We start from the raw sequence: 25,796 nt of genomic DNA on the forward strand, positions 1-25,796 counted from the left end.
ACTGCCGCCGCGGCGTGGTTGCGGCCAGGGCCACGCCCCATGCAGAATGGCAGCAAAACTACCTGCCCCCGACATGGAAACGCCAGACCGCCTGCTGCGCAGCTTTTTGCGCATTGCCTCGCTGAAGTCGCTGTCGAAGGCTGCGGATGACCTGAACCAGACGCAGTCCGGTGTCAGCAAGCAACTGGCCGCGCTCGAAGCCCATCTTGGCAAGGCGTTGTTTACGCGAACGGGGCGCGGCGTTGCCCTGACGGAAGCCGGGCAAAAACTGCAGCAAGCGATCGAAGGGCCCTATCGCGCCATCGATCATGCCGTGGACATGATCCGCGACGCGCATGGCAGCACCGAAGGGACGGTCAGGCTGGCCCTGGTCCACACCGTCAGCTACTACTTCATCGGCGATGTGGTGGCGAGTTTCGTCAGTGCGCATCCCGGGGTCAACCTGTCGATGATGGGGCGTAGCTCGCCGGAAGTGGTGGCGCTGGTGGAAAGCGGCAAGGCCGACCTGGGCGTGGCTTACGATACCGCGGTGGACACTGCCTCACTGGCGGTTTATCCGCTCTTCGACGATACGATGTGCCTGGTGGAACAGGGTACGATGGCCCCGGCTGCTGCGGACGACGCCGGCGTCGACCTGGCCGGGCGCGACCTGCGCCTGGTTGCCTTCCCGCATGGCTATGCATTGCGACGGATGCTCGATAGTGCCGGCCTGAAGGGCACTTATGTCGCGGAGGCGGAAACGGTGGACGCCATGCTCAAGCTGGTTTCCGCCGGGGTAGGGTCATGCATCCTGCCGAGCCGCGTGCCTGACAAGCTGCTGGCCGAGTATGGCCTGTGCAAGGTGAAGATCCATACACCGCTGTTGAAACGGCGCATGGTGGCGGTGGCGCATCCCGAGCGCCAGCCCTTTCCGCTGGCAGCAGCCTTGCTCTCCTGTGCGCTCCAGGTTGCCAAGGCGCTGGACACGTGAAGCCGTGACATAGCTGCTATGAAGCCGGCTCCGTAGCTCGCCGGCACCCCCGATCCGATACTGGTTCCCGATCCTTCCGACCTCTTGTCGCAGGGAAAACCCGGAGAAAACCAGTATGAACGCCCCCCTCAGAGACAAGTCGTATTTCGACCAGCGTGCGTCCAGCGACATGGCGAAGCATCTGCCGAGCCAGTCGCGCAGCACGCAGGAAACCATGGCCTATGCCTGCCGGATCCTGGCGATGACGGAGCAGGAGGCCGGCCTGGCGGGCCAGATCAGTGTCCGCTCCGAACGACCGGGCGCTTACTGGACGCTGCGTTTCGGGCTCGGCTTCGACGAAGCGACGCCGGCGGACTTTATCGAGGTCGATCGCGATCTCAACACGGTGAGCGGCGGCGGCATGGCCAACCCGGCGACGCGTTTCCACCTGTGGGTCTACGACGCCCGGCCGGACGTCAACGCCATCATCCATACCCATTCGCCGTGGGCCAGCGCGCTGGCTGCCGCGCGCCAGCCTCTGGTCATCGCGCAGATGGACATGACCCCCCTGCACAACGACTGCGCGTTCCTCGGCGACTGGCCGGGAGTTCCGATCGCAGACCAGGAGGGCGTGATCATCTCGGAAGCGCTGGGAGACAAGCGCGCGATCATCCTCGCGCACCACGGCTATCTGACCGCAGGCAAGAGCTGTGAAGAGGCGACCTACCTGTCCGTTTATCTCGAGCGCGCTGCCCGCATGCAGATCCGCGCCCAGGCTTTCGGTCCGCTCACGCCGGTCGATGACGAGCTGGCCAGGGAGGCTCACGACTACCTGCTGAAGCCGTCCATCGTCAACTCCACCTTCGCGTACTGGGCGCGCCAGACGCACGGCATCGCGCCGTACGTCAAGCCGTGACGGGCCGGCAGCACGCACCAGAACAGACAAGGAGACAAGACGATGACTACGCAACAAGGCATGCGCTCGCGCCGCCACTACATCACGGCGGGCCTCGCCAGCATGATGGGCACGACCATCGAATGGTATGACTTCTTCCTCTACGGCACCGCCGCGGCCCTGATCTTCAACAAGATTTTCTTTCCCGCGTTCGATCCGCTGACCGGGACCCTGGCGGCCTTCGCCACCTACTCGGTCGGCTTCTTCGCGCGCCCGCTGGGTGGCATCGTCTTCGGCCATTTCGGCGACCGGGTCGGACGCAAGTCCATGCTGCTGATCACGCTGTTCATGATGGGTATCCCGACCATCCTCATCGGGCTGATCCCGTCCTATGACAGCATCGGCTACTGGGCGGCGGTCGCGCTCGTGCTGCTGCGCTTCCTGCAGGGCGTCGCGGTCGGCGGCGAGTGGGGCGGTGCGGTGCTGATGGCCGTCGAGCACGCACCCGAAGGCAAGAAGGGCTTTTTTGGCAGCCTGCCGCAGGCCGGGGTGGCACCGGGCCTGATCTTGTCCTCTCTGGCGATGGGCATGGTCGCGACCCTGCCGGAGCAGGACATGCTGACGTGGGGGTGGCGCGTGCCGTTCCTGGCGAGCGTGGTCCTGCTGGCGGTAGGCTGGTTCATCCGGGCGAAAGTGAGCGAATCCCCGGACTTCGAGCAGATGAAAAAGTCTGGCGACAAGGTCGAGATGCCGGCCCTGGTGGTGCTGCGCCGCTATCCACGCCAGGTCCTGACCGTGGTCGGTGGCCGCCTGGCGGAAGTTACGTGGTTCTACACCGTGGTGACGTTTGCACTGGCCTACGCCACGGGAACGCTCGGCATACCCAAGACCGTGATGCTGGATGCCACGGTCTGGGGCGCTGCGGTCGCGATGTTCACCATGCCGCTGTTCGGCATCCTGGGCGACCGCTTCAGCTTCAAGTGGGTATTCATGGCCGGCACCGTCGGGATCCTGGTCTTTGCGCCGCAGTTCTTCGCGCTGCTGCAAACGCTCGATGCGGGCAACGTCACGATCGCCATGGCGATTGCGATCGGCCTCGTCTACGCATGCCTCTATGGACCCGAAGGCAGCCTGTTCTCTGCCCAGTTTCCCCCGGAGGTCCGTTATAGCGGCATCTCGATCGCGGTGCAGGTGTCAGGTGCGATCGGCGGCGGCCTGGCGCCCATCGTGGCCACGTCGCTGTTGAATCATGGCGGCGGCGACCCCTCATACATCGTCTGGTACCTGGGTGCGCTCAGCGTGATCGCCTTTGCCAGTACGGCACTGATGCGGGATGTGAACGGGGCCAGGCACGCGGTCCCGCTGGCAAAGGGAGAGCGGGTATGAACGCCGGTGGGCATATCGACTACTACTTCTGGCTCAATTCCGACTGGGCGTACCTGGGCGCAGACAGGCTCGATGCCCTGGCACGCCGCACGGGGGTGGAAATCCGGCACAAGCCGGTCGATCTTCCCGAGGTGTATGCACGGACGGGAGGGGTGCTGCTGGGGCAGCGTTCAGCGGAGCGACAGCGCTATCGGATCGTCGAGCTGGAGCGATGGTGCAGGAAGCTGGGGATCCACGTGAACCCCACGCCCAGGTACATGTGTCCGGACGCGGAGCTCGCCTCTCGTATAGTGATCGCTGCCGATGGGCTGGGTTTGCCCGTCCTTCCGTTGTACAAGGCAATTCTTCGCGCCGAATGGTGCGAGGACCTGGACATCTCGGCCGAGCCGACGCTGCAAGCCATCCTCGAACGCCTCGGCCTGGACGGCAGCGGTGTCATGGAGCTGGCGCGCGCCAGCGAAGCGGGAATGCGGTACCGGCGCTACACCGATGAGGCCGTCGGCGCCGGCGTGTTCGGATCGCCCACCTATGTGTTCGAAGGCGAATTGTTCTGGGGCCAGGACCGGCTCGACATGCTCGAGGACGCAATCCGGGCGCGAAGCCCCGCCCGGACCGGATAGCGGCAGCACGCGCCCGCTCGATCCTTTACGCGTTCCACGGCCCGGCGACATGCAGCACCAGTTTGCTCGCCGCCTGGCCCGACCGTACCAGCTCGAGCGCGTGCCCGGCCTGTTCCAGCGGCAGGCATTCGATGCGAGGCGGCCGCAAACGCCCGTCGTTCATCAGCGCGGCGATTTCCGCGAGCCGCACGCCGCTTGGCATCTTGCTGAACGCGACGGCGCTGCGCACGCCGCGCCGAGCCGCCTCGGCGGGATCGGGGCCGTGGTCGCCGCTGACCAGCGTCAGGATGGCGACGAGGATGCCGCCGGGCCTGAGCAGGTCCAGCCCCATCGGCAAGGTGCCGCATCCCACCGTGTCGAGGACCAGGTCGACGCCGGCCGGCGCCCACGCCCGCACGGCGCCACCGATATCGCTTGCGCGGTAGTCGATGGCCAGCTCGCAGCCGAGCGCCAGTAGCGCGTCGCGGCGGGGCGCGCTGCAGGTGACGGCGACGGTGGCGCCGGCGGCCCTGGCCAGTTGCACGGCGAACGTGCCGACCGCGCCCGCGCCGCCGTGCACCAGCACGGTCTGGCCCGGGCGTAGTCCGCCTTCGTCGAACAGTCCGGTCCAGGCGGCCAGCGCCGGGGTCGGCACCGCCGCGGCTTCGGCGAATCCGACGTTGTCCGGAATCGGCACCACGCAATCCTGGCCGACGGCTACGTATTCCGCATACGATCCCCATTGGCCGGCGCCGACCCCGGTTTGCGCAAACACCCGCTGTCCGCGCACGAAGCCCGTGACGCCGGCGCCGACCGCGGCCACCACGCCGCTGGCATCGAAGCCGAGCACGAAGGGAAAGCTGGCTTGCATGAAGGCGCTCAGATAGCCCTCGCGGCATTTCCAGTCGGCGGGATTCACGCCGGCGCAGGCGACGCGGATCAGCACTTCGCCGGCAGCCGGCCCCGGCCTTGCGACCTCGCCAAGCCGGATCACCTCGGACCCGCCGTGACGGTCGATCAGGACCGCGCGCATGTTCTGTTCCATAAGGCTTACCTCGTCGACAGTTCGGACTGGGCCAGCGCCGGATGGGCCCAGGCCGGGATGACGGGCGACGGCAGCACGCCTTGGCCGTCGAGCGTGCGAACCTGCAGTCCGTGCGCAAGCGGAAAATGCAGGCTATGGGCGATCTGGCCGGTGTGCCGTCGTGCCGGCACGCTGCAGAGCGCCAGCGCGGTTTCCACCAGGTATTCCACGGGCTCGGTGGGATAGCCGTCGGGGATGTAGCGCTCGCTGCCCGGCGTGAGGATCGCGGTGCTTGGCGCCACGGAGTTGACGGCGATGCCGTCGCCCTCCAGTTCCGCGGCCAGGCCTTCGGTGAACCGGTTGATGGCCGCCTTGACGGCAGCGTAGGCGGTGACGCCGCCGGCGCGGTCAAAGTCCTGGTAGGGACGCGCCGGCGACAGCGCCGTGACCGAGCCCAGGTTCAGGATCCAGCCTGCGCCGCGGGCGCGCATCAGCGGGATCGCGGCGCGGCTCAGCACGAACGGGATGCGCAGGTAGTGGTCGACGGTCCGGTCGAAGGTGTCCAGCGGCATCGCGTCGATGGGGCTGTATTCGGCCAGGCCGGCATTGTTGACCAGGATGTCCAGGCCACCCGCGGCCTCGGCGGCCTGCAACACAAGACGGTCGCGCTGCGCGGGATCCTCCAGATCCGCCGCCAGCGCCATGGCGCGGCCGCCTTGCCGCCTGATCAGCGCCACGGTCTCGGCCAGCGTGCCAGGATCTTCCCCGGAGTTGCCGGCGCGCCGTGCGCTGGCCACTACCAGCGCGCCTTCCGCCGCGAAGCGCTGCGCGATGGCACGGCCGATGCCGCGGCTGGCGCCGGTCACCAGTGCGATCTTTCCTGTCAGTGTTCCGTATGCGGTCATGATGCGGTTTCCTCCCTATGGCTGTGGCTGGCAATCTGGCTGGCAATCAGGCTGGTCGCGAGCGGGCAGAAGGCATGGGAGATCGCCTCGACCGTCCATTCCGGAAACTCCGGGTCGAACCAGCGGTCGACCCGTCCCCAATGGAACGGGTGCATCAGGTATTCGCCCAGCAGGTCGTCCGCGCCGGCGAATTCCTGCTGCCAGACATGGGTCCATGTATTCGGCGATAACGGCGACAACACGCGGGCCAGCCGCCAGTTGCGGATGCTGGGCATGTACGCCGGCATCCGCAGCAGGTCCTGCTCCAGTGCGTGTACCTGCCAGGGCTGCGCTTCAGGGCGGACCCGGAACATCAGCGTGCGCCAGACGCCGTCGTGCAGTTGCGGCGCACGCATGCCGCCCGCGATCGCGCGGTAGGCGGCGTGATCGGCCGTTGCGATGCCGTCCAGCGCCGCGGCGAGGCCGCCGGCATCGGCCTGCGCGCCGGACGAGTCAGTTTTGAATTGCAGGTCGAGCGTGTAGTCGCCGGCGCCCCAGCTTCCGGTCAGGTTGCGGCCGAGCGCGACCCGCTGCAGGCCCGGCAGCCTTTCAATGCGGTCGAGCAGGGCTGGCTCGGGGTCGGGCATCCCGTCGCAAATTCCGGTGTGCAGGCGCAGTTGCGCAGTCTCAAGGCGCATCGCAATGCTCCTTCGGCTGCGGCAGCACGTTTGTCGCGGCGGCCATCACATGGCGGCGGCGGGATTGGCACAGGGAGCCGACCGTCGACCAGAAGGCGAGGGCGGGACCGTCAATGCCGGCGCGCATGGCGTAATAGGCTGGCGCATCCGGCACTTGCCAGAGCAACCACAACGTATTGGGCGCATCTTGCAGCGCCACGGGCGGCGACACCCAGCGATGCAGCAGCGTCAGGCCCCTGGCGGCGCTGCCGGGCAGGTAGCGGGATTCCAGCAGGTCCAGCACGGCGGGCAGCTGGCCGGGCGCGAGCACGATTTCATCGAGTATGTGGATCATGGCTGAGTGGGTCCTCTCATGGGTTGTCCCGTATAGGCATGGCGTTGCGCGCATGGCAACCTCCATGGCCGCCGGGACGATTATGGAAGGCCCGTTGGCGACGCACCCCTACCCGGACGATCAATCACCGCTACCGAAGCAATCACGACCAGCGCCCATGAACGCCCACATCCCGGGTCCCGTCCCTGTTCCGCACGGCATGGTGCAGCGCTTGCTGGATGAGCTGAAGCGGCAGGGCGTCGAGGTGCCGGGCGCCGGCACGGAACCGCCGCGGCCGGCACAGTTCACCGCGCTCTATCGCGCCGCGATCGAGCGGCTGGAAGCGCTGGTCGCCAAAGGCGACGGCCACCCGCCCATGTGCAAGCAGGAAGTGGATCTGCTGTGCCGCTGCGTGTTGAGTTGCCAGACGCTGCGCGAGGCGATCCACTGCGCGGCCGATTTCTGCGCGATGCTGTATCCGCGCGCCGGCGCGCTCAGCCTGGGCGAGCGCGCGGGCCAGGCGGTCTTTCGGATGGATTCGCTGCGGCGGGTTAAATCTTCGGCCGCCTGCCTGGTGGACCTGACGGGACTCTTCTTCTATCTGCTGCTGTTCGGCTGGCTGGTGGGCCAGCCGATACGCCCGACCCGGGTCAGCCTGGCGCATCCGCGGCGCGAGGACGCCTTGCCATTCCTCGGCTTGTTCCATGCGCCGGTGACGTCGGGCAACGCAGCCTACGGCTTCGAGTTCGACCAGGCCTTGCTCGACCGGCCGGTGGTGCGCCAGGCCGCGGAGCTTCAGGCTTTCCTGAAGGACCTGCCGTACCGGCTGGTCGGGGCGCCGGTCGAGGTCGTGTCGCTGAGCCAGCAAGTGCGCGGCACGCTGCACGCGGCGCTGGTGCATGGCGCGCGGCTGCCGACGCTGGCCGAGCTGGCAGTGCGCTTCGATGTCAGCGAACCGACGCTGCGCCGCCGGCTCGCGGCGGACGGCAGCAGCTACCGGCAATTGCGCGAGCACAGCCTGCAGGAATACGCCGAGCAATGCCTGCGGACCACCCGCTGGACCATTGGCAGGATCGCCGAGCAGCTTGGCTTTGCCAGCGAGGAAGCCTTTCGCCGCGCCTTCCAGCGCTGGACCGGGCACGCGCCAACGCAGTACAGGCGCGCCAGCCAGGGTATGCCAACAGGGTAAGCCCACGGCACTGCGGTAATTCATGCACGGCGCCGGCGGCAATATATGCAAAGCCGGCCGGCACGGCGGCACGCGCCGCTCGCCGGATGCAACGTGGTGAAGCCGGCGAAGCCGATGGCATGACGCTTGCTGCCTCCGTTCCATTCCCCCAGGAACATGACCCAGCGGAGGCGCCCATGGCACTGGAAGACCCGCTTGCTCCCCCGGCATCCGAGGCCGGCACACTGCAACAGATCCCCACCACGCTGCATATCAACGGCATCACGCACGAACTGCTGCTGGCCCCGTGGGTCATCCTGCTGGACCTGCTGCGCGAGCAACTGCAGCTCACCGGCACCAAGAAGGGCTGCGACCACGGCCAATGCGGCGCCTGCACGGTGCTGGTCGGCGGCAGGCGCATCAAGTCGTGCCTGTGCCTGGCCGTGTCCTATGACGGCGCCGACATCACCACCGTGGAGGGGCTGGCCGATCGCGACACGGGCGCGCTGCATCCGCTGCAGCAGGCCTTTATCGACCACGACGCGTTCCAGTGCGGCTATTGCACGCCGGGACAGCTGTGCTCGGCGCTGGGCCTGCTGAACGAGCACCCGCCGGCAAGCCGGCAAGAGATCCGCGAGCGCATGAGCGGCAACCTGTGCCGCTGCGGCGCGTATGCGCAGATCGTCGAGGCGATCGCCGAAGTCGCCGGGCTGACTGACCGCGACCAGGAGCCATCATGAACCCGTTCCGCTATGAGCGCGCGGCCACGGTGGAAGCGGCGCTGCAGTCGATCGCCGCCGCGCAGCGGGACGCCGGCGTGCAAAGCCTTGGCGACGACCACGCGCCGCACTTCCTGGCTTCCGGTACCAACCTGATCGACCTGGTGAAGGGCGGCATGATGCATCCGGCCGCGCTGGTCGATGTCAGGCAACTGCCGCTGCGGATGATCGAGGCCACGGCGGAGGGCGGGCTCAGGCTCGGTGCGCTGGCCAGCAACGCCGATACCGCGCAGCACCCGCTGGTGCGCGCGCAGTATCCGCTGCTGCGCGCGGCAATCCTGGCCGGGGCCTCTGCGCAGATCCGCAATATGGCCACCAACGGCGGCAACCTGCTGCAGCGCACGCGCTGCTATTACTTCTACGACCCAGGCGTGCCCTGCAACAAGCGCGAGCCCGGCAGCGGCTGCCCGGCGGCGACCGGGCTGGCGCGCCAGCATGCCATCCTGGGCGCGAGCGAGCATTGCGTCGCCACGCACCCGTCGGATATGTGCGTGGCACTGGCCGCGCTGGGCGCGGTGGTGCACGTGGCATCGGCCAGCGGCCGCCGCGAGATTCCGTTTCATGAATTCCATCGGCTGCCGGAGGACAGGCCGCACATCGACACCACGCTGCGCCCAGACGAACTGATCACCCATATCGAGCTGCCGCCCGCCGCCGAGTTCGCGCGCCATGCCTGCTACCTGAAGATCCGCGAGCGCGCGTCGTTTGCGTTCGCGCTGGTGTCGGTGGCCGCCGCGCTGGACCTCGCCGACGACGGCACCGTGCGCGCAGCGCGGCTGGCGCTGGGCGGCGTGGCCCACAAGCCATGGCGCGATCCGGAGGCCGAGGCGCAGCTGCAGGGCCGGCCCGCCACGGCCGAGCTCTTTGCCTCCGCGGCCCGCTTCCTGCTGCGCGATGCGCGCGCCTGGGGCGGCCCGGCCGTGCCCGAGAGCCTGCCCGGCAACAGCTTCAAGATCGCGCTGGCTGAACGCGCGATCGTGCGAGCGCTGGAAATGGCGGTCGCCGGCGTGCTGAGCAATACCGGCGAAGACGCTTTCAGCGAGGAGGAGCAGCCATGAACGATCCGATCCCGCAATGCACGCCGCACGCACGGCCCGGCACGGGCCCGGTCGGCATCGGCACGCCGGTCCCGCGCCTCGATGGCGTGGCCAAGGTCACCGGCACCGCGCGCTATGCCGCCGAGCATCCGGCCTTCGACCTTGCGCACGGGGTGGTGGTGAACAGCACCATTGCGCGCGGCCGCATCGTGTCGATCGATTGCAGCGCGGCGCTGGCGGTGCCGGGCGTGCTCGAGGTGCTGACCCATGAGCGCCGCCCGCGCGTGCGTTCGCTCGACCTGTTCTACAAGGACATGGTGGCGCCCGCCGGTTCGCCGTTCAAGCCGCTGCACGACGCGCGCATCTGGTACAGCGGCCAGCCGGTCGCGCTGGTGGTGGCCGAGACCTTCGAGGCGGCGCGCCATGCCGCCACGCTGGTGCGCGTGCGCTACCAGGCGTGGCAGCACGAGACCAGCCTGCTGGACCACCTGGGCCGCGCCGGCAAGCCGATGCGCTTCAAGGCGGGCTATTCCGGCCCGCCCAGGGCGCGCGGCGATGCCGACGCCGCCTTCGCGCGCGCGCTTTTTCAAGTCGATGCGGAGTTCTACAGCGGCGTGGAACACCACAACCCGATGGAGATGCACGCCACCACGGTGATCCGCGGCGGCGACGGCCACCTGACCATCTACGACAAGACCCAGGGCTCGCAGAATTCGCGCTGGATGGTGTCGCGCGTGTTCGGGCTGCCCAAGCGCAAGGTCACGGTACGCAATGAATACGTGGGCGGCGCCTTCGGCTCGGGGCTGCGGCCGCAGTACCAGCTGATCCTGGCGGTGATGGCGGCGCTGGCGCTGGAGCGCTCGGTGCGCGTGGTGCTGACGCGGCCGCAGATGTTCACCTTCTGCCACCGGCCCGAGACCTGGCAGCGCGTGCGGCTGGGTGCCGACGCCGATGGCAGGCTGGTGAGCCTGATCCATGAAGCCGTGGCCGAGACCTCGCGCATGGAGCACTACGTCGAAGTGGTGGTCAACTGGTCCACGCAGCTCTATGCGTCCGAGACCAGCCGGCAGGACTATCAACTCGTCGACCTGGACCAGCCAACCCCGGCCGACATGCGCGCGCCGGGCGCCGCGCACGGCGTGCATGCGATCGAGGTGGCGATGGATGAGTTGTCCTATGCAGTAGGGATGGATCCGCTGGCGTTGCGGCTGAAAAACTACGCCGAGCGCGACGGCGCCAGCGGCCTGCCGTTCTCGAGCAAGGCACTGCGGGAATGCTACGCGCAGGGCGCGCAACGATTCGGCTGGGCCGACCGGCCGCCGCAGCCGCGTTCGATGCGCGATGGCCACGAGCTGATTGGCTGGGGCATGGCCAGCGGCACCTGGGACGCGCTGCAGATGTTCAGCCGCGCTCGCGCGGTGTTCCGCGCCGACGGCCGGCTCGAGGTAGCCAGCGCCGCCACCGACATCGGCACCGGCACGCTGACGGTGATGAGCCAGATCGCCGCCGGGGCGCTGGGCCTGCCGCTTGAGCAGGTGACATTCGTGCTGGGCGATTCGGAGCTGCCGGTGGCGCCCGTGGAAGGCGGCTCGTCGCATGTGGCCACGGTCGGCACGGCGGTCGACGGCGTGTGCGACAAGCTGCGCCGGATGCTGTGGCACATGGCGCGGCGCATGCAGGGTTCAGGCTTCGAGCAGGCGCGCTACGAGGACCTGGTGTTCGAGGATGGCCGGGTCAGCCTGCGCGCCAGCCCCGGCGTGTCGTTGCCCCTGACCGGCATCCTGGCCGCGGCCCGGCGCGAGCAGATCGAGGCATCGTTCCTGCAATTGCCCAATCTGTTCAAGCAGAAGCAGTACACGCGCGCCGCGCACTCGGCCGTGTTCTGCGAGGTGCGCGTCGACGAGGCGCTGGGCACTGTGCGCGTGACCCGCGTGGTCAGCGCGGTGGCGGCGGGCCGCATCATCAACCCCAGGACCGCGCGCAGCCAGATCCTGGGCGGCATGGTGTGGGGCATCGGCCAGGCGCTGCACGAGGAAACGCACAGCGACCATGCGCTCGGCCGCTTCATGAACCGCAATATCGCCGAGTACCACATCGCCTCGCATGCCGATATCCAGGACCTCGACGTGATCTTCGTCGACGAGGACGACCGCGTGGTCAGCAGCCTGGGCGCCAAGGGCGTGGGTGAAATCGGGCTGGTGGGGGTCGCCGCCGCGATCAGCAATGCGATCTATCACGCCACCGGCAGGCGGCTGCGCAGCACGCCGATGACGCCGGACAAGGTCATGGCGCGCTGAGGGGGCGCGCCGAGCGGGCGGACCGCCGTCAGCGCCGCTGCGCCAGCCAGATGCCGGCCGCGATCGCGGCCAGCCCGACGCCGTGGTACCAGCGCGGCCAGTCGCCCAGCAGCACCGTCGATAGCAGCGCGGCGAAGACCGGCGTCAGCGTGATGAAGAACACTGGCAGCTGCGCGCCGGCGCGCGCGATGGCGCGGTCCCAGGCAAAGTAGGCCAGCAGCGACGGGATGGTCGCGACATAGAGCAGGATGCCCGCGACCTTGCCGCTCCATTGCAGCGGCTGCTCCAGCGTCAGCAGTTCCCATGCCGTCACCGGCGCGCTGGCCAGCACGCCGGTGACGATCTGCGCGAACAGCAGCACTGGCAGGGGCAGCGCGGGACGCTGCTTGCGCAGCAGCCAGGTGTAGGCGCTCCAGGCGATGGTAGCCGCCAGCATGAACAGGTCGCCGGGCACCAGGTCGAGTTGCGCCAGCCGCGCCAGTTCGCCGCGCACCAGCACGAAGGTCACGCCGACCATGCACAGCAGCGCGCCGGCGACATGCCAGGGCCGGACCCGCTCGCCGAAGCACAGCGCGCCGATCACGATCAGAAACAGCGGCGTGGAGGCGCCGATCAGCGTCACGTTGATCGGCGTCGAGCTGGTCAGCGCCAGGTACTGCAGCGCGTTATAGCTGGCAATCGACAGGATGCCCATGGCGGTGATCACGCCCGCGTGCCGGCGCAGCACCGCGCGGTGCTCGACCACGCCGCGCCAGGCAAACGGTGCCAGCAGCATGCCGGCCAGCACCCAGCGCGCCCAGTTCAGCGTGACCGGCGGCACCGTGCCGGCGGCAAGCCGGCCCACGATGGCGTTGCCGGCCCAGCTCAGCGGGGGAAAGGTCAGCAGGAACACGGTGGTCCAGTCGATGCGTCGGGGGCTGGGGCTGCTGGCGGACATGGGGCGAGGTCGATGGGTGGATGGCGCATTATCCGCGATGGCGATACTCTCGGTGCCGCTACGCGGCGCGGGCAGTCAGCGGCCCGAGCGCGCGGCGCGCGCCAGCGGCAGCGTCGCCAGGCGCCCGGTGACGACCTCGCGGATGGCCGGCGGGGCGTCGAGCTCGTCCAGCAGGCGCGGCCAGCGGGCCTGCGCCAGCGCCACCGCTTCCCTGACCGCGGCGGTGGCGATGCGGCGCGGCACGCCGGCTTTCTCGGCGATGGCCTCGTACATGGCCAGGGTTTCCTCGCGCTGCAGCCGGTCGATGGCGACGTTCTGACCGTACGAGGCAAAGCCGGGCAGCGCGGCCACGCAGACGATGTCGTACGCCGGCGACAGCACCGGCAGCACGCCGTTGGGATAGATCACCGAGAAATTCTTCAGGTGCGCGTCGCTGTTGCCGATCAGCGTATTGACCGCCTGGCGCAGGAAGAACTGCCGCACATGCTCGACCCCGCTCGGGCTCAGGCGGTACAGCGTGGCGACCAGCTGCACGTAGCCGTCGATGCTGGCGTACTTGCGGGCCGGCATCCGGCCCAGCATCTGGCAGCCGTCCTCGGCATGGACGCGCCCGGCCGGGGTGCGGTCGAAGCGGTCGACGGCAAGGTAGTGCAGGTCCTCGCCCAGGGCCTCGGCCAGTCCCTCCACCGCGATGGTCGACATGGGCAGCACGCGCGTGGCCGCGACATGCACGCCGGCGGCGGCCGCGAGCTGCATCGAGACCGATTCGTTGAACACCTGCGCGTCGTCGTTCCTGGCCGGCAGCTTGGCGATGATGTCGGACAGCTTGCCGTGGCTTGGCAGCGTGTAGCGCTTGCCGTCCTGCACCGTCGACAGCGCCAGCTTGTTCTGCACCCCGGACACCGACGCGGCCCCTTGCGTGGCGCCCTCGACCACGGCGATCTCCAGGTTGTCGGCGCCGCCGGTCACGCCATAGGCGCGGGCATAGGCGGGCAGGGCGCCGATGTCCGCCGGCCGCACTACCACGGCTCCGGGCAGGTCGTTGCCGGCCGAGGCCAGGATGCCGAAGTCGTCCTTGTCTTCTGGGTGGCTGCGGGTGGCTTCCAGCCGCTTGCGCAGCTCGCCCTCGGGCAGCAGGCCGGCAAAGTAGGGCGGCAACTCATGGCCGGTGTTATAGACCGCGGGATGGAAGGGGTTGTCCAGCACCTCGGCGGTGGCGCGGCGGCCGGCTTCGGTCGGCACGGTGATCGACAGGCTCAGCGTGGGGCGGTCGTTGTCGCCGCGGAATTCATCGGCGGGCACGAAGCGGACATTGCCGCCGGCCTCGCACAAGTAGCCGCAGAGCCGGTCATATAGCTGGACCTCCAGAAAGCGGGGATGCAGGTCGTAGCTCATTCCTGGTCCAGGAAGATGTCGAGCGCGGCACGAGCGCCGCGGTCAGGGCCGCTGCCCTTGCCTTCCAGCACCTGGCGGACTTCGGCGAGGCGTTCGTTGGGCACCAGCACCCATTGCGCGTCGAGCGCGGCGGCCAGCGCTTCCAGCGTGGAAGCGCGGCTGTCCTTCTTGCCGAGCAGGATGGCCGACAGGTTTTGCGCCGCCATGCCGAGGATCCGGCCGAGTTCGCCAAGACTCTTGCCCCTGGCTTCGCGCAGCTGGCGGCATTGCGAGATTAATGACATAGCATTAGTCGATGATAAAAATCATTCTTTGGAATGATACCTGTCTTATCAGCTATCGCGCGTATCATTTGATAGAAGCTTTTTTAACGAGAAATCATTCTATCGAATGATAGTGCATGGCGGCTTCGATGGCCAAAAGATCTGGGTGCGCGAGAGGGCTGGCGTCTCGGCGAGACGTTCGCCAGTGCCGCTGCCTCTACCTCCTGCCGTTACCTCTTGCCTTGTCATCGATACTGTATAAATATACAGTCATCGTAAATATCCTAATCCTCGTCCTGCCGACGAGCGACGCTAACTTCACATGACTGCGCTATTGCACGCAGCCCCGCCAAGGGCGGCGGAGGGTCTGCTTTGCCCTGTGCCGGCGGCCTCAGGGTCCGCCTGGCCGGCCGCGGCCGAGCGCCAGCAGGCGCTGTCGGCGCTCGAGCAGCGCTATCCCGGGCTGTGGCGGGCCGGCCAGCTGGGCCGCGCCGGCGGGGCCGCGGTGTGCCCGACCGGGTATGACGCGCTGTCGGCGGAACTGCCCGGCGGCGGCTGGCCGACCGGCGGCCTGACCGAACTGCTGACCACGCAGGGCGGCGCGGGGGAAATGCGCCTGCTGCTGCCGGCCCTGCGCACGCTGGCCGGGGCGGGGCGGCGCATTGCGCTGGTGGCGCCGCCTTACCTGCCCAATGCGATGGGACTGGCCGCGGCCGGGCTGCCGGCGCGGCAGTGCTACTGGGTGCGTGCTCCGGCCGAAGCGACCAGGGCCGCGCAGCAGGCCGACATGCTGTGGGCCGCCGAACAGGTGCTGCGCAGCCAGGCCTTTGGCGGCGTGCTGGTGTGGCTGCCGGCGGCGCGCCCGGAGGCGCTGCGGCGGCTGCAGGTGCTGGCGCAGGCCGGCGACGCGGTGGCCTGGGCATTGCGCCCGGCCGCGGCGCTGCGCGAGTCGTCGCCCGCGGTGTTGCGGCTGCTGCTGGCCCCGCTGCCCGGCAACATGCTGTCGATCACCTTCCACAAGCGCCGCGGGCCGGTGCGGGACACGCCGCTGCTGCTGCGCCTGGACGGCATGGCGGCGGCCACCCGCGCGGCCGCCTGGCCGGTCCCGGCAGGGGCCACTGCGGCGGTGCCCGCCGGGCCCGAACCGCTGGCGCAGTCTTCTCAGCTTTCTTCCGATGCCGTACTGGATCGCGGTGCACCTGCCGCGTCTGCCCCTGGACGCCCTGCAGCCCAACTGGCCTGAGCTGGCGCCCGCCGCGAGCCCGCCTGCCGCCGCCGCCACCCTGCACCATGCGTTGCCGGTGGCGGTGATGGCGCGCGAGCAGGTGGTGCTGGCCAATGGCCCGGCGATGCAGCTGGGCGTGCGCTATGGCATGCGCCGCGGCGGCGTGCAGGCCCTGTCGGCCGATATCGTGCAGCTGGAGCGCGACCCGGCCGCCGAAGCCGCGCTGATGGAAGCGGTGGCGCTGGCGCTGCTGCGTTTCACACCGGGCGTGACCGTCGACGAGGAGCCGGAGTCGGCCACGCTGATGCTCGATGTCAGCGCCAGCCTGCGCCTGTTCGGCGGCCATCGCGCGCTGTGCCGCGCGGTGCGTGCCTGCGTGCGCCAGCTGGGCACCGTGGCCCAGGTGGGGTGCGGCCCGACCGCGCACGGCGCCGCATGGCTGGCACGCCAGCCGCTGCGGCGCACGCGGCGCGGCGTGGTGCGGCCTGGCCGCCGGGCGGTGGGCATGGCGCGCCTGCACCGGCTGCTCGACCGCCTGCCGGTGGAGGCGCTGCACACGCTGGCCGATCCGGCCTGGCTGGATGGCGTCGGCTGCCGCACGCTGGGCGAGGTGCGGCGCCTGCCGCGCGCGGGCCTGACGCGCCGGCTGGGCCCGGCGCTGCTGGCGCGGCTGGACCAGGCCTATGGCGAGGCGCCGGCGCGCTTTGTCTGGTTTGTGGCGCCGCCCGCGTTTGCGCAGCGCATGGACCTGCCGGGCCGGATCGAATCCGCCGAAGCCGTGCTGGCCGGCGCGCAGGGGCTGCTGCTGGCGCTGGCGGGCTGGCTGGCGGTGCAGCAGGCCGGCGTCACGCGCTGCGTGCTGGTGCTGGAGCATGAGCGCTACCGGCGCGGCGCGGCGACCGAAGGCACCCCGGTGCCACTGGGCCTGGCCCAGCCCAGCCGCGATCCCGCGCACCTGTCGCGGCTGCTGCGCGAAAAGCTCGACAAGCTCAGCTTCCATGCTCCCGTGACCGGCCTGGCGCTGCGCGTGGAGGCCATGGCCGCGTGCGTGCCGCAAAGCGATGCGTTGTTCCCCGAGCCCGGCGGCACGCCGGAAGACCTGGGCCGCCTGCTCGATACGCTGATGGCGCGGCTGGGCCGCGACAACGTGCTGCAGCCGCGCCCGCTGGCCGACCACCGGCCCGAGCGCGCCAACCGCTGGTGCCCGGTCGACGAGCCCGGCGGCAAGCCAGCCAGCCTGCCGGCGCCGCAGCCGGAACGCCCGCTGTGGCTGCTGCCGCAACCGCTGCCGCTGCCGGTGCAGCGCCACCGGCCCTGCCACGGCGGCCCGCTGGCGCTGCTGAGCCGGCCCGAGCGCATCGAGGCCGGCTGGTGGGACGGGGCCCTGGCCACGCGCGACTACTTTATCGCCGAGCGCGCCGACGGCCTGCGCTGCTGGATCTTCCGCGAGCGTCCGGGCCATGCCGCGCAGGACGATGGCGGCGAATACCGCTGGTTCCTGCATGGGTTGTTCGCATGAGCGCGCCGCCTTTGCCGCCTTCGTTGCCTGCATCCTTGCCGGGATTGCTGCCGGCGTTGCCCGATTACGTGGAGTTGCACTGCATCTCCAACTTCACCTTCCTGAGCGGCGCCTCGCATCCGGGCGAGCTGATCGAGCGCGCCTTCGGCCTGGGCTACAGCGGGCTGGCCCTGACCGATGAATGCTCGGTGGCCGGCACCGCGCGCGCGCACGATGCCATCGAGACCCTGCGCAAGCGCCTGCACGACGCGGTGGCGCGCAGCGCGGCACGGGGCGCCGAGGGTGCCGAGGGTGCCGATGATGGTGTCGATGACGGCATCGATGAACCGCTGCTCGACGACGCCGATGCCTTCGGCAGCGGCGACGACGATCCCGGCTTCCACGCCAGCCGCCACCGGCGGCTGCAGGCGCTGGTCCGCGCCGCCGATGCGTTCTCGCTGCTGATCGGCAGCCGCTTCAGCCTGACCCCGGCCGCTGGCCCGGAGCAGGCGCCGCTGCGGCTGGTGCTGATCGCGCAGCACCGCGAGGGCTTCGGCAACCTGAGCGAGCTGATCACGCTGGGCCGCCGGCGCGCGCAGAAGGGCAGCTACCGGCTGCATCCCGAAGACCTCGCCGCGCCGGCCGGCGACGTCGCCCACCTGCGCGGCATGCCCGGCTGCGTGGCGCTGCTGCTGCCCGACTACTGCGCCGAGCCGGAACGGCTGCTGGAGCAGGCCGAGTGGTGCCGCGCGGTGTTCGGCGAGCGCGCCTGGATCGCGCTGGAACAGTTGCAGGGTCATGCCGATGCCTTGCACCGCGCGCGCCTGGAAGCGGTCTCGGCCCGGACCGGCGTGCCGCTGGCCGCGGCCGGCGCGGTCACCATGCATGTGCGCTCGCGCAAGCCGCTGTCCGACGTGCTGACCGCGATCCGGCTGGGTCAGCCGCTGTCCGAATGCGGCATGGCGCTGGCGCCCAATGCCGAGCAGCACCTGCGCATGCGCCAGGTGCTGTCGCGCCTGTACCCGCGCGAGGCGCTGGCGCAGACGCTGAAGATTGCCGAGACCTGCGATTTCTCGCTGGGCACGCTGCGTTACGAGTACCCCGAGGAACTGGTGCCGCCCAACGAAACGCCGATCTCCTACCTGCGCAAGGAAGTCGAGCGGGGCAAGCGCGAGCGCTTTCCCAATGGCCTCAAGCCGGAGTGGGAGGCACAGCTGGACGAAGAGCTGGCGCTGATCGAGGAAAAGCACTACGAGCCGTTCTTCCTCACGGTGCACGACATCGTGCGCTTTGCGCGCTCGCGCGGCATCCTGTGCCAGGGCCGCGGCTCCGCCGCCAATTCGCTGGTGTGCTTCTGCCTGTATGTGACCGAGGTCAGCCCCGAGCAGGCCAACCTGCTGTTCGGCCGCTTCCTGTCGCGCGAGCGCGACGAGCCGCCCGATATCGACGTGGATTTCGAGCACCAGCGGCGCGAAGAGGTGATCCAGTACATCTACGACAAATACGGCCGCCATCGCGCCGCGCTGGCGGCGTCGCTGATCACCTACCGTTCGCGCAGCGCCCTGCGCGACGTGGGCCGCGCGCTCGGCATCGATGCCAGCGTGGTCGAGCAGGTGGTCAAGGGCCAGGCATGGTGGGACGGCGGCCCGGGCTTTGTCGAAAAGATCGCCCGCTACGGGCTCGATCCCGAGTCCCCGGCGGTGCAGCAGTGGGCCAGCCTGACCGCGCAGCTGCGCGGCTTTCCGCGCCACCTGTCGCAGCACGTGGGCGGCTTCGTGATCGCGCGGCACAAGCTGTCGCGACTGGTGCCGATCGAGAACGCGGCCATGGCCGACCGCAGCGTGATCCAGTGGGACAAGGACGACCTGGAGTCGCTGGGCCTGCTCAAGGTCGACGTGCTGGCGCTGGGCATGCTGTCTGCGATCCGGCGCGCGCTGGAGATGATTCCCAACCCCAGCATCGATCCGGCGCGCGCGGGCCTGCCGGCGCGCATGGAGGACATCCCGAAGGAAGACACGCCGACCTACGACATGATCTGCAAGGCTGACACCATCGGCGTATTCCAGATCGAGTCGCGCGCGCAGCAATCGATGCTGCCGCGGCTGCAGCCGCGCCAGTACTACGACCTGGTGGTGGAAGTGGCGATCGTGCGGCCGGGCCCGATCCAGGGCGGCATGGTCCATCCCTACCTGAAGCGGCGCGAGGCCTTCCGCCGCACGGGCAAGCCCCCCGTCTACTTCAACCAGGTGATCGAGAAAGTGCTGGGCCGCACGCTGGGCGTGCCGATTTTCCAGGAGCAGGTGATGCAGCTGGCCATCGACGCGGCGGGTTTTTCGCCCGGGCAGGCCGACCAGCTGCGCCGCTCGATGGCGGCATGGCGGCGGCGCGGCGACCTGCGCAAGCATCAGGACGCGCTGGTGCGCGCGCTGACCGGCAAGGGCTATCCGGAATCCTTCGCGCTGGCGATCTGCAAGCAGATCGAGGGGTTTGGCGAATACGGCTTCCCCGAAAGCCATGCCGCCAGCTTCGCCAAGCTGGTTTACGTGAGTTCGTGGCTCAAGTGCCACCATCCGGCGGCCTTCCTGTGCGCGCTGCTGAACAGCCAGCCGATGGGCTTCTATTCGCCTTCGCAGCTGGTGCAGGACGCGCGCCGCCATGATGTGCAGGTGCTGCCGGTGGATGTCACCATCAGCCGCTGGGACAGCACGCTGGAGCCGGTGCCGGAGTCCGATGCGGACAGTGCGGTCAGCACTCGGCAGGATCGGCCGCCGCATCCGCGCGTGCGCCTGGGCCTGGGCCGGGTCAAGGGCATGCGCGAGGCCGCCGCGCTGCGCATCGAGGCCGCGCGCGCGCAGCGTGCCTTCGACAGCGTCGAAGACCTGGCGCTGCGCGCCGGCCTGGACCGCCACGACATCGACGTGCTGGCCGCTGCCGACGCGCTGGCGCCGCTCGCCGGCAACCGCCGCCAGGCCCGCTGGCAGGCCCGCGCCGCCGCCGCGCATGCCGCGCACCGCGACCTGCTGTACGAAGCGCCGCCCGCCGAAGCCGCGCTGGCGCTGCCCGCGCCGCGCCTCGGCGAAGACGTGACCGCGGACTATGCCAGCCTGGGCCTGTCGCTCAAGTCGCATCCGCTGGCGCTGCTGCGGCACAAGCTGGCGGCGATGCGCTTTATCATCGCCAGCCAGCTCGAACGCTGCGCCAACGGCCGCCGCGTGCGCGCCTGCGGCATCGTCACCGTGCGCCAGCGCCCGTCCACCGCCAGCGGCACCATCTTCGCCACCATCGAGGACGAGACCGGCAGCATCAACCTGATCCTGTGGCCCGACCTGGTCGAGCGCCAGCGCAAGGAGGTGCTGGGCGCCACGCTGCTGGGCGTGGTCGGCACCTGGCAGCGCCAGGGCGACGTGCGCCACCTGGTGGCCAAGGAACTGGTGGATTTGAGCCCGATGCTGGGGCGGCTGCTGGTGGGGAGCCGGGATTTTCATTGAGACGCACGGCGCCAATAAGGGAGATGCAAGCGGCGCGAGACTAGTTGGCTCGCGCCGTTTGCTTTTCAGCGCTGCTCATCCGTCGGGCCGGTAAGCAGGCTCTCCCTGGTCAGACCAGTGCCTGCAGGCGATCCGCGCTCTCGTCCAGCTGTTGCTTGAGCGGCAAAAGCAGGGCGTGGAGGCCGATGCCTTGGGGGATGGTGTCGCTCTGCAGGTCCAGCAAGCTCAGGAAGGACTGAAGGCCGGCGCTGACGCGCAGGATGTCATCAATGGCCTCGAGGATTTGCTCCTCCAGGGTGACGGCTTTGCTCAGTGGGAAGGAGTCTTGGCTGGCGGGGGCGCCTATCGGCCATGAGCGACCGTCCGGATTGCAGGCACGTCGTCGGTCGGAGGGCTGCTGCACATCCCATATCGGACCCTCGCGACGCTGTTTTAGATAAAACCGTAACAACGCCCCCGGCGCGATGCGGCGAAGCGAAAGGCTTCGGCGCTCCCTTGACGATCCTGACGAAGCCCCGTGCCCGCATGCTCATTGCATGTGCACGGAAGCACGTTCGTGCATCAGTTCGACCACCCAGTCGATGAACACACGCAGCTTCGCGCTGACATGGCGGTTCGGCGGATACGCGATGTAAAGCGGCATCGGATCGAGCTGCCAGTCCTCGAACAGCGCGACCAGCTCGCGCCGTCTCAGATGAGCTGTCGACATATAACGTGGGAGCCACATGATGCCAAGGCCGGCCACTCCGGCCGCGAGATAGGCGTTGCCGTCATCCACGGCGAGCGCGTAACGGCCTTGCGCCTTTACCGTCTCGCCGCGGTGATGCATGACGAGCGGATAGAGATTGCCCGCGCGTCCCCACGAGAACCCGATGATGCGGTGATGCGAGTTTTCGAGCTCCCTGGGATGCGAAGGCGTACCTGCCAACGCGAGATATCCTGGCGACGCGAAGACGCCGAGCGGAAGCTCCGCCACGCGCCGGGCGACCATGGATTGATCGTTCGGCTCGCCTCCACGCACGACGCAATCCACGTTCTCGCCGATGATATCGACGGTGCGGTCACTCACGCCCATGTCGAGTTGAATGTCAGGGTAGCGTGCGAGGAATGCCGGCAGCGCCGGGATGAGGATCAGGCGGGCGAACGGACTCGGCACGTCCACGCGAAGGCGGCCTCGCGGCACCGCCGATGCGCTCGACAGGCTCGTCTCGGCGTCGTCCATATCGGCGAGCAGCCGGGTCACGCGCTCGTAGTACGCGATGCCATCCGGCGTGACGTTGATCCTGCGAGTCGTCCGATTCAGCAGCCGGACGCGCAATCGCGCTTCGAGTTGCTGGACCAGATGCGTCACCGTGGTCTTGCTCATATGAAGCGTCTCGGCCGCCTTCGTGAAGCTGCCTGCCTCGACTACCCGGACGAAAGCGCGCATCGCGTCAAAGCGGTCCATGAGTGTTGGTCTGGTGTCTGAATTGTTTGTATTTTACAAACAGTCATGGACAGGGTTGGCCGTTTATCGCGCGGGCGCCGGTGTGTAGAGTGAGCTGATCGAAACCAATGATTGATTAATGGAGGTAAAAGTGGGCAAGCGCGATGTGGTGTTTCCGCCGGGACGTCAGGCGCTCTACGAGCGTAACCGGTATTCTGCGGCCGTACGGGCGAGTGGTTTTCTGTTCGTATCGGGTCAGGTCGGCAGCCGCGAGGACGGAACGCCTGAGCCGGATCTGCAGCAACAGGTGCGGCTCGCTTTTCGAAACCTGAATGCGATCCTGCACGAGGCCGGTTGCACGTTCGACGATGTGGTAGATGTCACGGTGTTCATGGTCGATCCGCAATCGACATTCGAGCGCGTCTGGCAGGTCGTGCCCGAGTTCTGGGGCGACGCGCCGCATCCGACGCTCACAGCAATTGGAGTGACATGGCTTTACGGTTTCAACTTTGAGATCAAGGTCGTCGCGAAGCTTCCGCGCGATGATTGACGCGTCGGTCGAGCGAGCCGGCGTATTGCCCAGACGACGGACCGGGGTATTCCCACTGCGGAATGACGCCTGCGCCTCCGAAAAGAGACGTAACACCAAACAGGTATCGAACGGCGGCTCAGGGTCGATCAGAGACGGCCGCGGCATCACTGGCAGCAGCCAGATGCCGCCGACGCAGGTCCTGATCCATGGCAACGCCAAGCGGGGAACGCCGTTGATGCTCGCGGCACCCAGCGTTGCGCTGGACTTGCCCCTGCGCGTGCTGGTGCGCGACGACTGCCAGGGCAGTACCCGGGCGAGCTTCCACACCGCCGCGGAACTGGAAAGCGCTCACTCATTGCCGTCCGCGACGCGCCGCTGGCTGTGGCGCAGCGGCTAGTTCTTGACACGGTGGGCGCGCAAGGCGCCCCGGGTGATTTATCTGGCCAGGCCCTTGTTCGGGTTGATCAGGTACTTCTCCCCCGTCGCGCGCTTGTTGTAGACGGCGATCACGTCCAGGTCCAGCACCTCGGCCAGCGAGATCTCTTTCGAGTAGTGGCTGGCAAAGGTGGTCTTCAGCTCCGCCACTACGCGTTGCTTCAGCGCGTTGGCCCGCTCGCGCCCGATCTTCTGCAGGAACGGGAACAGCAGCCAGCCGCCCATGCCCCACGCCATGCCGAAGTTGCGGTTGAACTCGGTCGGGCTTGTGTCCAGGCCGCCGTAGAGGTAGACCTGCTTGTGGGTGGTCGAGCCATAGCGGCTGTATTCGCGGGCCGTCTTGTTCAAGGCCGCTTCCATGCAGGTGAGGATCTGGCCGGCGAGCTTGCCGCCGCCCGTGGCGTCGAACGCGATCGTTGCGCCAGTGGCGACGAGTGCCTCGGTGAGCTCCTGCATGAACGTGGGCGACGCGGAGTTGCAGACGTGGACCGCACCTTGTGCCTTGAGCAGGTCCGCCTGCTCCTGCTTGCGCACGATGTTCACCAGCTTGATGCCATCCTTGAGACAGATCTGATTGAGCATCTGGCCCAGGTTGGAGGCCGCGGCGGTGTGCACCAGGGCGCTATGTCCTTCGAGCCGCATGGTCTCGACCATGCCCAGTGCGGTGAGCGGGTTGACGAATGAAGAGGCGCCGTCAGCGGGCGTGGCGCCATCGGGCAGCACCAGGCACTGGTCCGCGGGAATGCAGCGGTACTGCGAGTACATCGCGCCGCCGATGGCGGCCACGGTCTTGCCCATCAAGGCTTGCGCCGCAGGGGACGAGCCCGCATCGACGACCACGCCCGCGCCCTCATTGCCAACCGGCATGGACACATCCAGGCGGCCCGCCATGCTGCGCATCGCGCCTTGGGGAACGCGCGCGGTGACGATGGGGCGCTCGGCCGTGCCGCTGGCCTTGGCCGTGCTCATGTCGGCCGCACCGAACAGCAGGCCGAGATCGGACGGGTTGAGAGGAGAGGCTTCAATGCGGATGAGCACTTCATCCTGACCAGGCCGCGGCGTGTCGATGCTCTCTAGCGACAGCTCGAGTTCACCGCTGCTCTTGATTTGCGAACGAAGTTGAAGTGCGGTGCGCATTCGATGTCTCCTTGGTCTGTCGGTTTGCGGTGAGCGGCGCAGCTGCCTGGGCTGTTTTCGCCAGCAGTCAGCAATGTAGCAAGTTCCTGCGAATCCCGTACTGGCCGGAAATTCAGGTCATGCGTCGGTCGACAGGCCATCATGCATCGCAGCGTATCCATGCCAGAGGATCGACTTCCCTCCCACCAAGGGGAGTAACGGCCCCGGGGGTCGTCCTTGATGGCCGGGCCGGTGGCTGCACTACGTCGGCGCAGCGCCCTTTGTTGTTCACGCAACTGACATGAAACGCGGTTAAGGTAGCGTCCGTCCACCACGGACGACCCCGGGGCGCTGCGCCCGGCCCGCGCCACCTACATCGGCGCTGCCGGCGCGTGCGCCCAGCCAGCCTCACCGGGCTGCCCGCAGTAACTTGCCTGCCGCGCGGGCACGCTTCGCCCGCATTCCTGAACCACCCAGACCTGCCACCGACATGAAATCCCGCCTGATCGCCGCGGCCTTGCTGGCCGCCACGGCGAGTCCTGCCTTCGCGCTGAACATCCTGCTGACCAACGACGACGGCCTGACCAGCAACCTGAAGGCGTTGTACGACGCGCTCAAGGGCGCCGGCCACAACGTCATCGTCAGCGTACCCTGCACCGGCCAGAGCGGCCGCGGCGCCGGCATCGTGATGTACAGCACCACGGTCATCGTGCCGGACAACGACAAGACCCAGGTCGAGGCCGAGGGCGGCTGCCACAACGGCGCGGCCAAGACCGGCGAGCCGGCGGTGGGGCCCTTCACCAAGGCGGGCTACACCAATGGCGACTACCACTACGCCCACGGCACGCCGGTGATGGCGACCATGTACGGCCTGGACGTGCTGGCGCCGGCACGCTGGGGCAAGGCCCCGGACCTGGTGCTGTCCGGTCCCAACGAAGGCCAGAACGTCGGCCGCATCGTCAACAGCTCGGGCACCGTCAGCAATGCCCAGTTCGGCGCGGCGCGCGGCATCCCGTCGATCGCGCTGAGCGCGGGCACGGACTCGGTCGACAATGCCGGCCTGGCGAGCCCGGTGTCCGGCGTGGTGGCGCAGCTGACCATCAAGCTGCTCGGCACGCTGCAGGCCAAGGCCAATGGCGGCCCGCTGCTGCCGGCGGGTCTGGCGCTGAACGTCAACTTCCCGAACGCGCCGACGGCGGCCACGCCGTTCGCGTTCTCGCGGCATGGCACCTTCGACGCCTATGCGCTGAAGTTCAGCGGCACGGCGCCGTACGGGCTTGGCATCGGAGCCGGCAGCGGCACGCCGACCGCCGCGCAGGCCGAGGACGAGTCCGTGGTCTACAAGACCAGGACCGCCGTTACCGCCATGCAGATCGGCTTCGACCAGCGCCCCGCCGGCCAGCAATGGCTGCGCCTGCGCCTGGGTGAACTATTCGGCCAGTGAGGCAGGTC

The 25,796-nt window shown here is 68.7% G+C and carries 23 protein-coding genes and 1 pseudogene; 14 read left to right on the top strand and 10 right to left on the bottom strand.

What is annotated here, in order from left to right; all coding sequences use genetic code 11:
• Positions 1 to 73: 73 nt before the first annotated feature.
• The 4 genes from ACEI37_RS10160 (at position 74) to ACEI37_RS10175 (ending at position 3,850) form a co-directional block, all read left to right on the top strand.
• Positions 74 to 970, top strand: a complete 897-nt coding sequence (locus ACEI37_RS10160; protein ID WP_373377752.1) for a LysR family transcriptional regulator — start codon at positions 74 to 76, stop codon at positions 968 to 970.
• 115 nt (positions 971 to 1,085) lie between these two features.
• Positions 1,086 to 1,865, top strand: coding sequence for an aldolase (locus tag ACEI37_RS10165; RefSeq protein WP_373376589.1), 780 nt, complete (start codon positions 1,086 to 1,088; stop codon positions 1,863 to 1,865).
• Between the two features lie 60 nt (positions 1,866 to 1,925).
• Positions 1,926 to 3,230, top strand: a complete 1,305-nt coding sequence (locus ACEI37_RS10170; RefSeq protein ID WP_373376590.1) for an MFS transporter — start codon at positions 1,926 to 1,928, stop codon at positions 3,228 to 3,230.
• Positions 3,227 to 3,850: a 2-hydroxychromene-2-carboxylate isomerase gene (locus ACEI37_RS10175; RefSeq protein WP_373376591.1), complete on the top strand. Its 624-nt coding sequence runs from the start codon at positions 3,227 to 3,229 to the stop codon at positions 3,848 to 3,850. The genes ACEI37_RS10170 and ACEI37_RS10175 overlap by 4 nt, the downstream gene beginning before the upstream one ends.
• 25 nt (positions 3,851 to 3,875) lie before the next feature.
• Here the strand turns inward: ACEI37_RS10175 and ACEI37_RS10180 are convergent, their stop codons facing one another.
• The 4 genes from ACEI37_RS10180 to ACEI37_RS10195 are packed head-to-tail and all read right to left on the bottom strand — an operon-like array spanning position 3,876 to position 6,769.
• A complete protein-coding gene (locus ACEI37_RS10180) occupies positions 3,876 to 4,874 on the bottom strand; it encodes an NADP-dependent oxidoreductase (RefSeq protein WP_373376592.1) in 999 nt (332 codons plus the stop codon).
• Positions 4,875 to 4,879: 5 nt separating this feature from the next.
• Positions 4,880 to 5,758, bottom strand: a complete 879-nt coding sequence (locus ACEI37_RS10185; protein ID WP_373376593.1) for an SDR family NAD(P)-dependent oxidoreductase — start codon at positions 5,756 to 5,758, stop codon at positions 4,880 to 4,882.
• Entirely contained in the window at positions 5,755 to 6,435 is a 681-nt protein-coding gene (locus ACEI37_RS10190; protein WP_373376594.1) for a Dabb family protein, read from the bottom strand. The genes ACEI37_RS10185 and ACEI37_RS10190 overlap by 4 nt, the downstream gene beginning before the upstream one ends.
• Positions 6,425 to 6,769, bottom strand: coding sequence for a hypothetical protein (locus ACEI37_RS10195; protein WP_373377753.1), 345 nt, complete (start codon positions 6,767 to 6,769; stop codon positions 6,425 to 6,427). The genes ACEI37_RS10190 and ACEI37_RS10195 overlap by 11 nt, the downstream gene beginning before the upstream one ends.
• A 199-nt stretch (positions 6,770 to 6,968) precedes the next feature.
• Between ACEI37_RS10195 and ACEI37_RS10200 the strand changes: the two genes are divergently transcribed.
• From ACEI37_RS10200 to ACEI37_RS10215, 4 genes are all read left to right on the top strand, one after another.
• Entirely contained in the window at positions 6,969 to 7,937 is a 969-nt protein-coding gene (locus ACEI37_RS10200; RefSeq protein WP_373377754.1) for an AraC family transcriptional regulator ligand-binding domain-containing protein, read from the top strand.
• A 176-nt stretch (positions 7,938 to 8,113) separates the two neighbouring features.
• A complete protein-coding gene (locus ACEI37_RS10205) occupies positions 8,114 to 8,656 on the top strand; it encodes a (2Fe-2S)-binding protein (RefSeq protein WP_373376595.1) in 543 nt (180 codons plus the stop codon).
• Complete coding sequence (locus ACEI37_RS10210; protein ID WP_373376596.1) at positions 8,653 to 9,753, top strand: xanthine dehydrogenase family protein subunit M; 1,101 nt, start codon at positions 8,653 to 8,655, stop codon at positions 9,751 to 9,753. The genes ACEI37_RS10205 and ACEI37_RS10210 overlap by 4 nt, the downstream gene beginning before the upstream one ends.
• Complete coding sequence (locus ACEI37_RS10215; RefSeq protein ID WP_373376597.1) at positions 9,750 to 12,029, top strand: xanthine dehydrogenase family protein molybdopterin-binding subunit; 2,280 nt, start codon at positions 9,750 to 9,752, stop codon at positions 12,027 to 12,029. Before ACEI37_RS10210 ends, ACEI37_RS10215 begins: the two co-directional genes overlap by 4 nt.
• 28 nt (positions 12,030 to 12,057) lie before the next feature.
• Here ACEI37_RS10215 and ACEI37_RS10220 read toward each other — a convergent pair whose 3' ends face one another.
• The 3 genes from ACEI37_RS10220 to ACEI37_RS10230 all read right to left on the bottom strand — a co-directional run bounded on the left by ACEI37_RS10220 (position 12,058) and on the right by ACEI37_RS10230 (position 14,645).
• Entirely contained in the window at positions 12,058 to 12,966 is a 909-nt protein-coding gene (locus ACEI37_RS10220) for a DMT family transporter (protein WP_373376598.1), read from the bottom strand.
• Between the two features lie 75 nt (positions 12,967 to 13,041).
• Entirely contained in the window at positions 13,042 to 14,361 is a 1,320-nt protein-coding gene (locus ACEI37_RS10225; protein ID WP_373376599.1) for a type II toxin-antitoxin system HipA family toxin, read from the bottom strand.
• On the bottom strand, positions 14,358 to 14,645 hold the full coding sequence (locus tag ACEI37_RS10230) for a helix-turn-helix transcriptional regulator (protein WP_174549330.1): 288 nt from the start codon (positions 14,643 to 14,645) through the stop codon (positions 14,358 to 14,360). The genes ACEI37_RS10225 and ACEI37_RS10230 overlap by 4 nt, the downstream gene beginning before the upstream one ends.
• 301 nt (positions 14,646 to 14,946) lie before the next feature.
• Between ACEI37_RS10230 and imuA the strand changes: the two genes are divergently transcribed.
• The 3 genes from imuA to ACEI37_RS10245 are packed head-to-tail and all read left to right on the top strand — an operon-like array spanning position 14,947 to position 20,835.
• On the top strand, positions 14,947 to 15,867 hold the full coding sequence (gene imuA, locus ACEI37_RS10235) for a translesion DNA synthesis-associated protein ImuA (RefSeq protein WP_373376600.1): 921 nt from the start codon (positions 14,947 to 14,949) through the stop codon (positions 15,865 to 15,867).
• The gene (locus ACEI37_RS10240) at positions 15,800 to 17,368 is read left to right on the top strand and encodes a DNA polymerase Y family protein (RefSeq protein ID WP_373376601.1); all 1,569 of its coding nucleotides are present in this window, start codon (positions 15,800 to 15,802) and stop codon (positions 17,366 to 17,368) included. Before imuA ends, ACEI37_RS10240 begins: the two co-directional genes overlap by 68 nt.
• On the top strand, positions 17,365 to 20,835 hold the full coding sequence (locus ACEI37_RS10245) for an error-prone DNA polymerase (RefSeq protein ID WP_373376602.1): 3,471 nt from the start codon (positions 17,365 to 17,367) through the stop codon (positions 20,833 to 20,835). The genes ACEI37_RS10240 and ACEI37_RS10245 overlap by 4 nt, the downstream gene beginning before the upstream one ends.
• Positions 20,836 to 20,944: 109 nt before the next feature.
• Here ACEI37_RS10245 and ACEI37_RS10250 read toward each other — a convergent pair whose 3' ends face one another.
• Together ACEI37_RS10250 and ACEI37_RS10255 are read right to left on the bottom strand one after the other, a co-directional pair.
• Positions 20,945 to 21,238 carry a DUF1484 family protein gene (locus ACEI37_RS10250; RefSeq protein ID WP_373376603.1) on the bottom strand — a complete coding sequence of 98 codons (294 nt, stop codon included), beginning with the start codon at positions 21,236 to 21,238 and terminating at the stop codon, positions 20,945 to 20,947.
• 126 nt (positions 21,239 to 21,364) lie between these two features.
• Positions 21,365 to 22,282, bottom strand: coding sequence for a LysR family transcriptional regulator (locus ACEI37_RS10255; protein WP_373376604.1), 918 nt, complete (start codon positions 22,280 to 22,282; stop codon positions 21,365 to 21,367).
• Between the two features lie 130 nt (positions 22,283 to 22,412).
• On the opposite strand from ACEI37_RS10255, the gene ACEI37_RS10260 reads away from it, so the two are divergent.
• Both ACEI37_RS10260 and ACEI37_RS10265 read left to right on the top strand, forming a co-directional pair.
• A complete protein-coding gene (locus tag ACEI37_RS10260) occupies positions 22,413 to 22,811 on the top strand; it encodes a RidA family protein (protein WP_373377755.1) in 399 nt (132 codons plus the stop codon).
• A 163-nt stretch (positions 22,812 to 22,974) separates the two neighbouring features.
• A pseudogene (locus ACEI37_RS10265) lies at positions 22,975 to 23,089 on the top strand (DUF302 domain-containing protein); the annotation flags it as partial.
• A 139-nt stretch (positions 23,090 to 23,228) separates the two neighbouring features.
• On the opposite strand, the gene ACEI37_RS10270 reads toward ACEI37_RS10265, so the two are convergent.
• The gene (locus ACEI37_RS10270; RefSeq protein WP_373376605.1) at positions 23,229 to 24,365 is read right to left on the bottom strand and encodes a zinc-binding dehydrogenase; all 1,137 of its coding nucleotides are present in this window, start codon (positions 24,363 to 24,365) and stop codon (positions 23,229 to 23,231) included.
• 469 nt (positions 24,366 to 24,834) lie between these two features.
• Between ACEI37_RS10270 and ACEI37_RS10275 the strand changes: the two genes are divergently transcribed.
• Positions 24,835 to 25,788, top strand: a complete 954-nt coding sequence (locus tag ACEI37_RS10275) for a 5'/3'-nucleotidase SurE (protein ID WP_373376606.1) — start codon at positions 24,835 to 24,837, stop codon at positions 25,786 to 25,788.
• Positions 25,789 to 25,796: the final 8 nt, after the last annotated feature.

It is taken from the genome of Cupriavidus nantongensis, from assembly GCF_041726985.1.
GTDB lineage: Bacteria > Pseudomonadota > Gammaproteobacteria > Burkholderiales > Burkholderiaceae > Cupriavidus > Cupriavidus nantongensis_A.

Coding starts and splice junctions, on each gene's coding strand:
- ACEI37_RS10245 (WP_373376602.1), top strand. CDS start 17,365: ATGAGCGCGCCGCCTTTGCCGCCTTCGTTGCCTGCATCCTTGCCGGGA.
- ACEI37_RS10215 (WP_373376597.1), top strand. CDS start 9,750: ATGAACGATCCGATCCCGCAATGCACGCCGCACGCACGGCCCGGCACG.
- ACEI37_RS10175 (WP_373376591.1), top strand. CDS start 3,227: ATGAACGCCGGTGGGCATATCGACTACTACTTCTGGCTCAATTCCGAC.
- ACEI37_RS10180 (WP_373376592.1), bottom strand. CDS start 4,874: ATGGAACAGAACATGCGCGCGGTCCTGATCGACCGTCACGGCGGGTCC.
- ACEI37_RS10190 (WP_373376594.1), bottom strand. CDS start 6,435: ATGCGCCTTGAGACTGCGCAACTGCGCCTGCACACCGGAATTTGCGAC.
- ACEI37_RS10200 (WP_373377754.1), top strand. CDS start 6,969: ATGGTGCAGCGCTTGCTGGATGAGCTGAAGCGGCAGGGCGTCGAGGTG.
- ACEI37_RS10205 (WP_373376595.1), top strand. CDS start 8,114: ATGGCACTGGAAGACCCGCTTGCTCCCCCGGCATCCGAGGCCGGCACA.
- ACEI37_RS10270 (WP_373376605.1), bottom strand. CDS start 24,365: ATGCGCACCGCACTTCAACTTCGTTCGCAAATCAAGAGCAGCGGTGAA.
- ACEI37_RS10220 (WP_373376598.1), bottom strand. CDS start 12,966: ATGTCCGCCAGCAGCCCCAGCCCCCGACGCATCGACTGGACCACCGTG.
- ACEI37_RS10255 (WP_373376604.1), bottom strand. CDS start 22,282: ATGGACCGCTTTGACGCGATGCGCGCTTTCGTCCGGGTAGTCGAGGCA.
- imuA (WP_373376600.1), top strand. CDS start 14,947: ATGACTGCGCTATTGCACGCAGCCCCGCCAAGGGCGGCGGAGGGTCTG.
- ACEI37_RS10240 (WP_373376601.1), top strand. CDS start 15,800: ATGCCGTACTGGATCGCGGTGCACCTGCCGCGTCTGCCCCTGGACGCC.
- ACEI37_RS10225 (WP_373376599.1), bottom strand. CDS start 14,361: ATGAGCTACGACCTGCATCCCCGCTTTCTGGAGGTCCAGCTATATGAC.
- ACEI37_RS10210 (WP_373376596.1), top strand. CDS start 8,653: ATGAACCCGTTCCGCTATGAGCGCGCGGCCACGGTGGAAGCGGCGCTG.
- ACEI37_RS10165 (WP_373376589.1), top strand. CDS start 1,086: ATGAACGCCCCCCTCAGAGACAAGTCGTATTTCGACCAGCGTGCGTCC.
- ACEI37_RS10160 (WP_373377752.1), top strand. CDS start 74: ATGGAAACGCCAGACCGCCTGCTGCGCAGCTTTTTGCGCATTGCCTCG.
- ACEI37_RS10230 (WP_174549330.1), bottom strand. CDS start 14,645: ATGTCATTAATCTCGCAATGCCGCCAGCTGCGCGAAGCCAGGGGCAAG.
- ACEI37_RS10185 (WP_373376593.1), bottom strand. CDS start 5,758: ATGACCGCATACGGAACACTGACAGGAAAGATCGCACTGGTGACCGGC.
- ACEI37_RS10170 (WP_373376590.1), top strand. CDS start 1,926: ATGCGCTCGCGCCGCCACTACATCACGGCGGGCCTCGCCAGCATGATG.
- ACEI37_RS10275 (WP_373376606.1), top strand. CDS start 24,835: ATGAAATCCCGCCTGATCGCCGCGGCCTTGCTGGCCGCCACGGCGAGT.
- ACEI37_RS10195 (WP_373377753.1), bottom strand. CDS start 6,769: ATGATCCACATACTCGATGAAATCGTGCTCGCGCCCGGCCAGCTGCCC.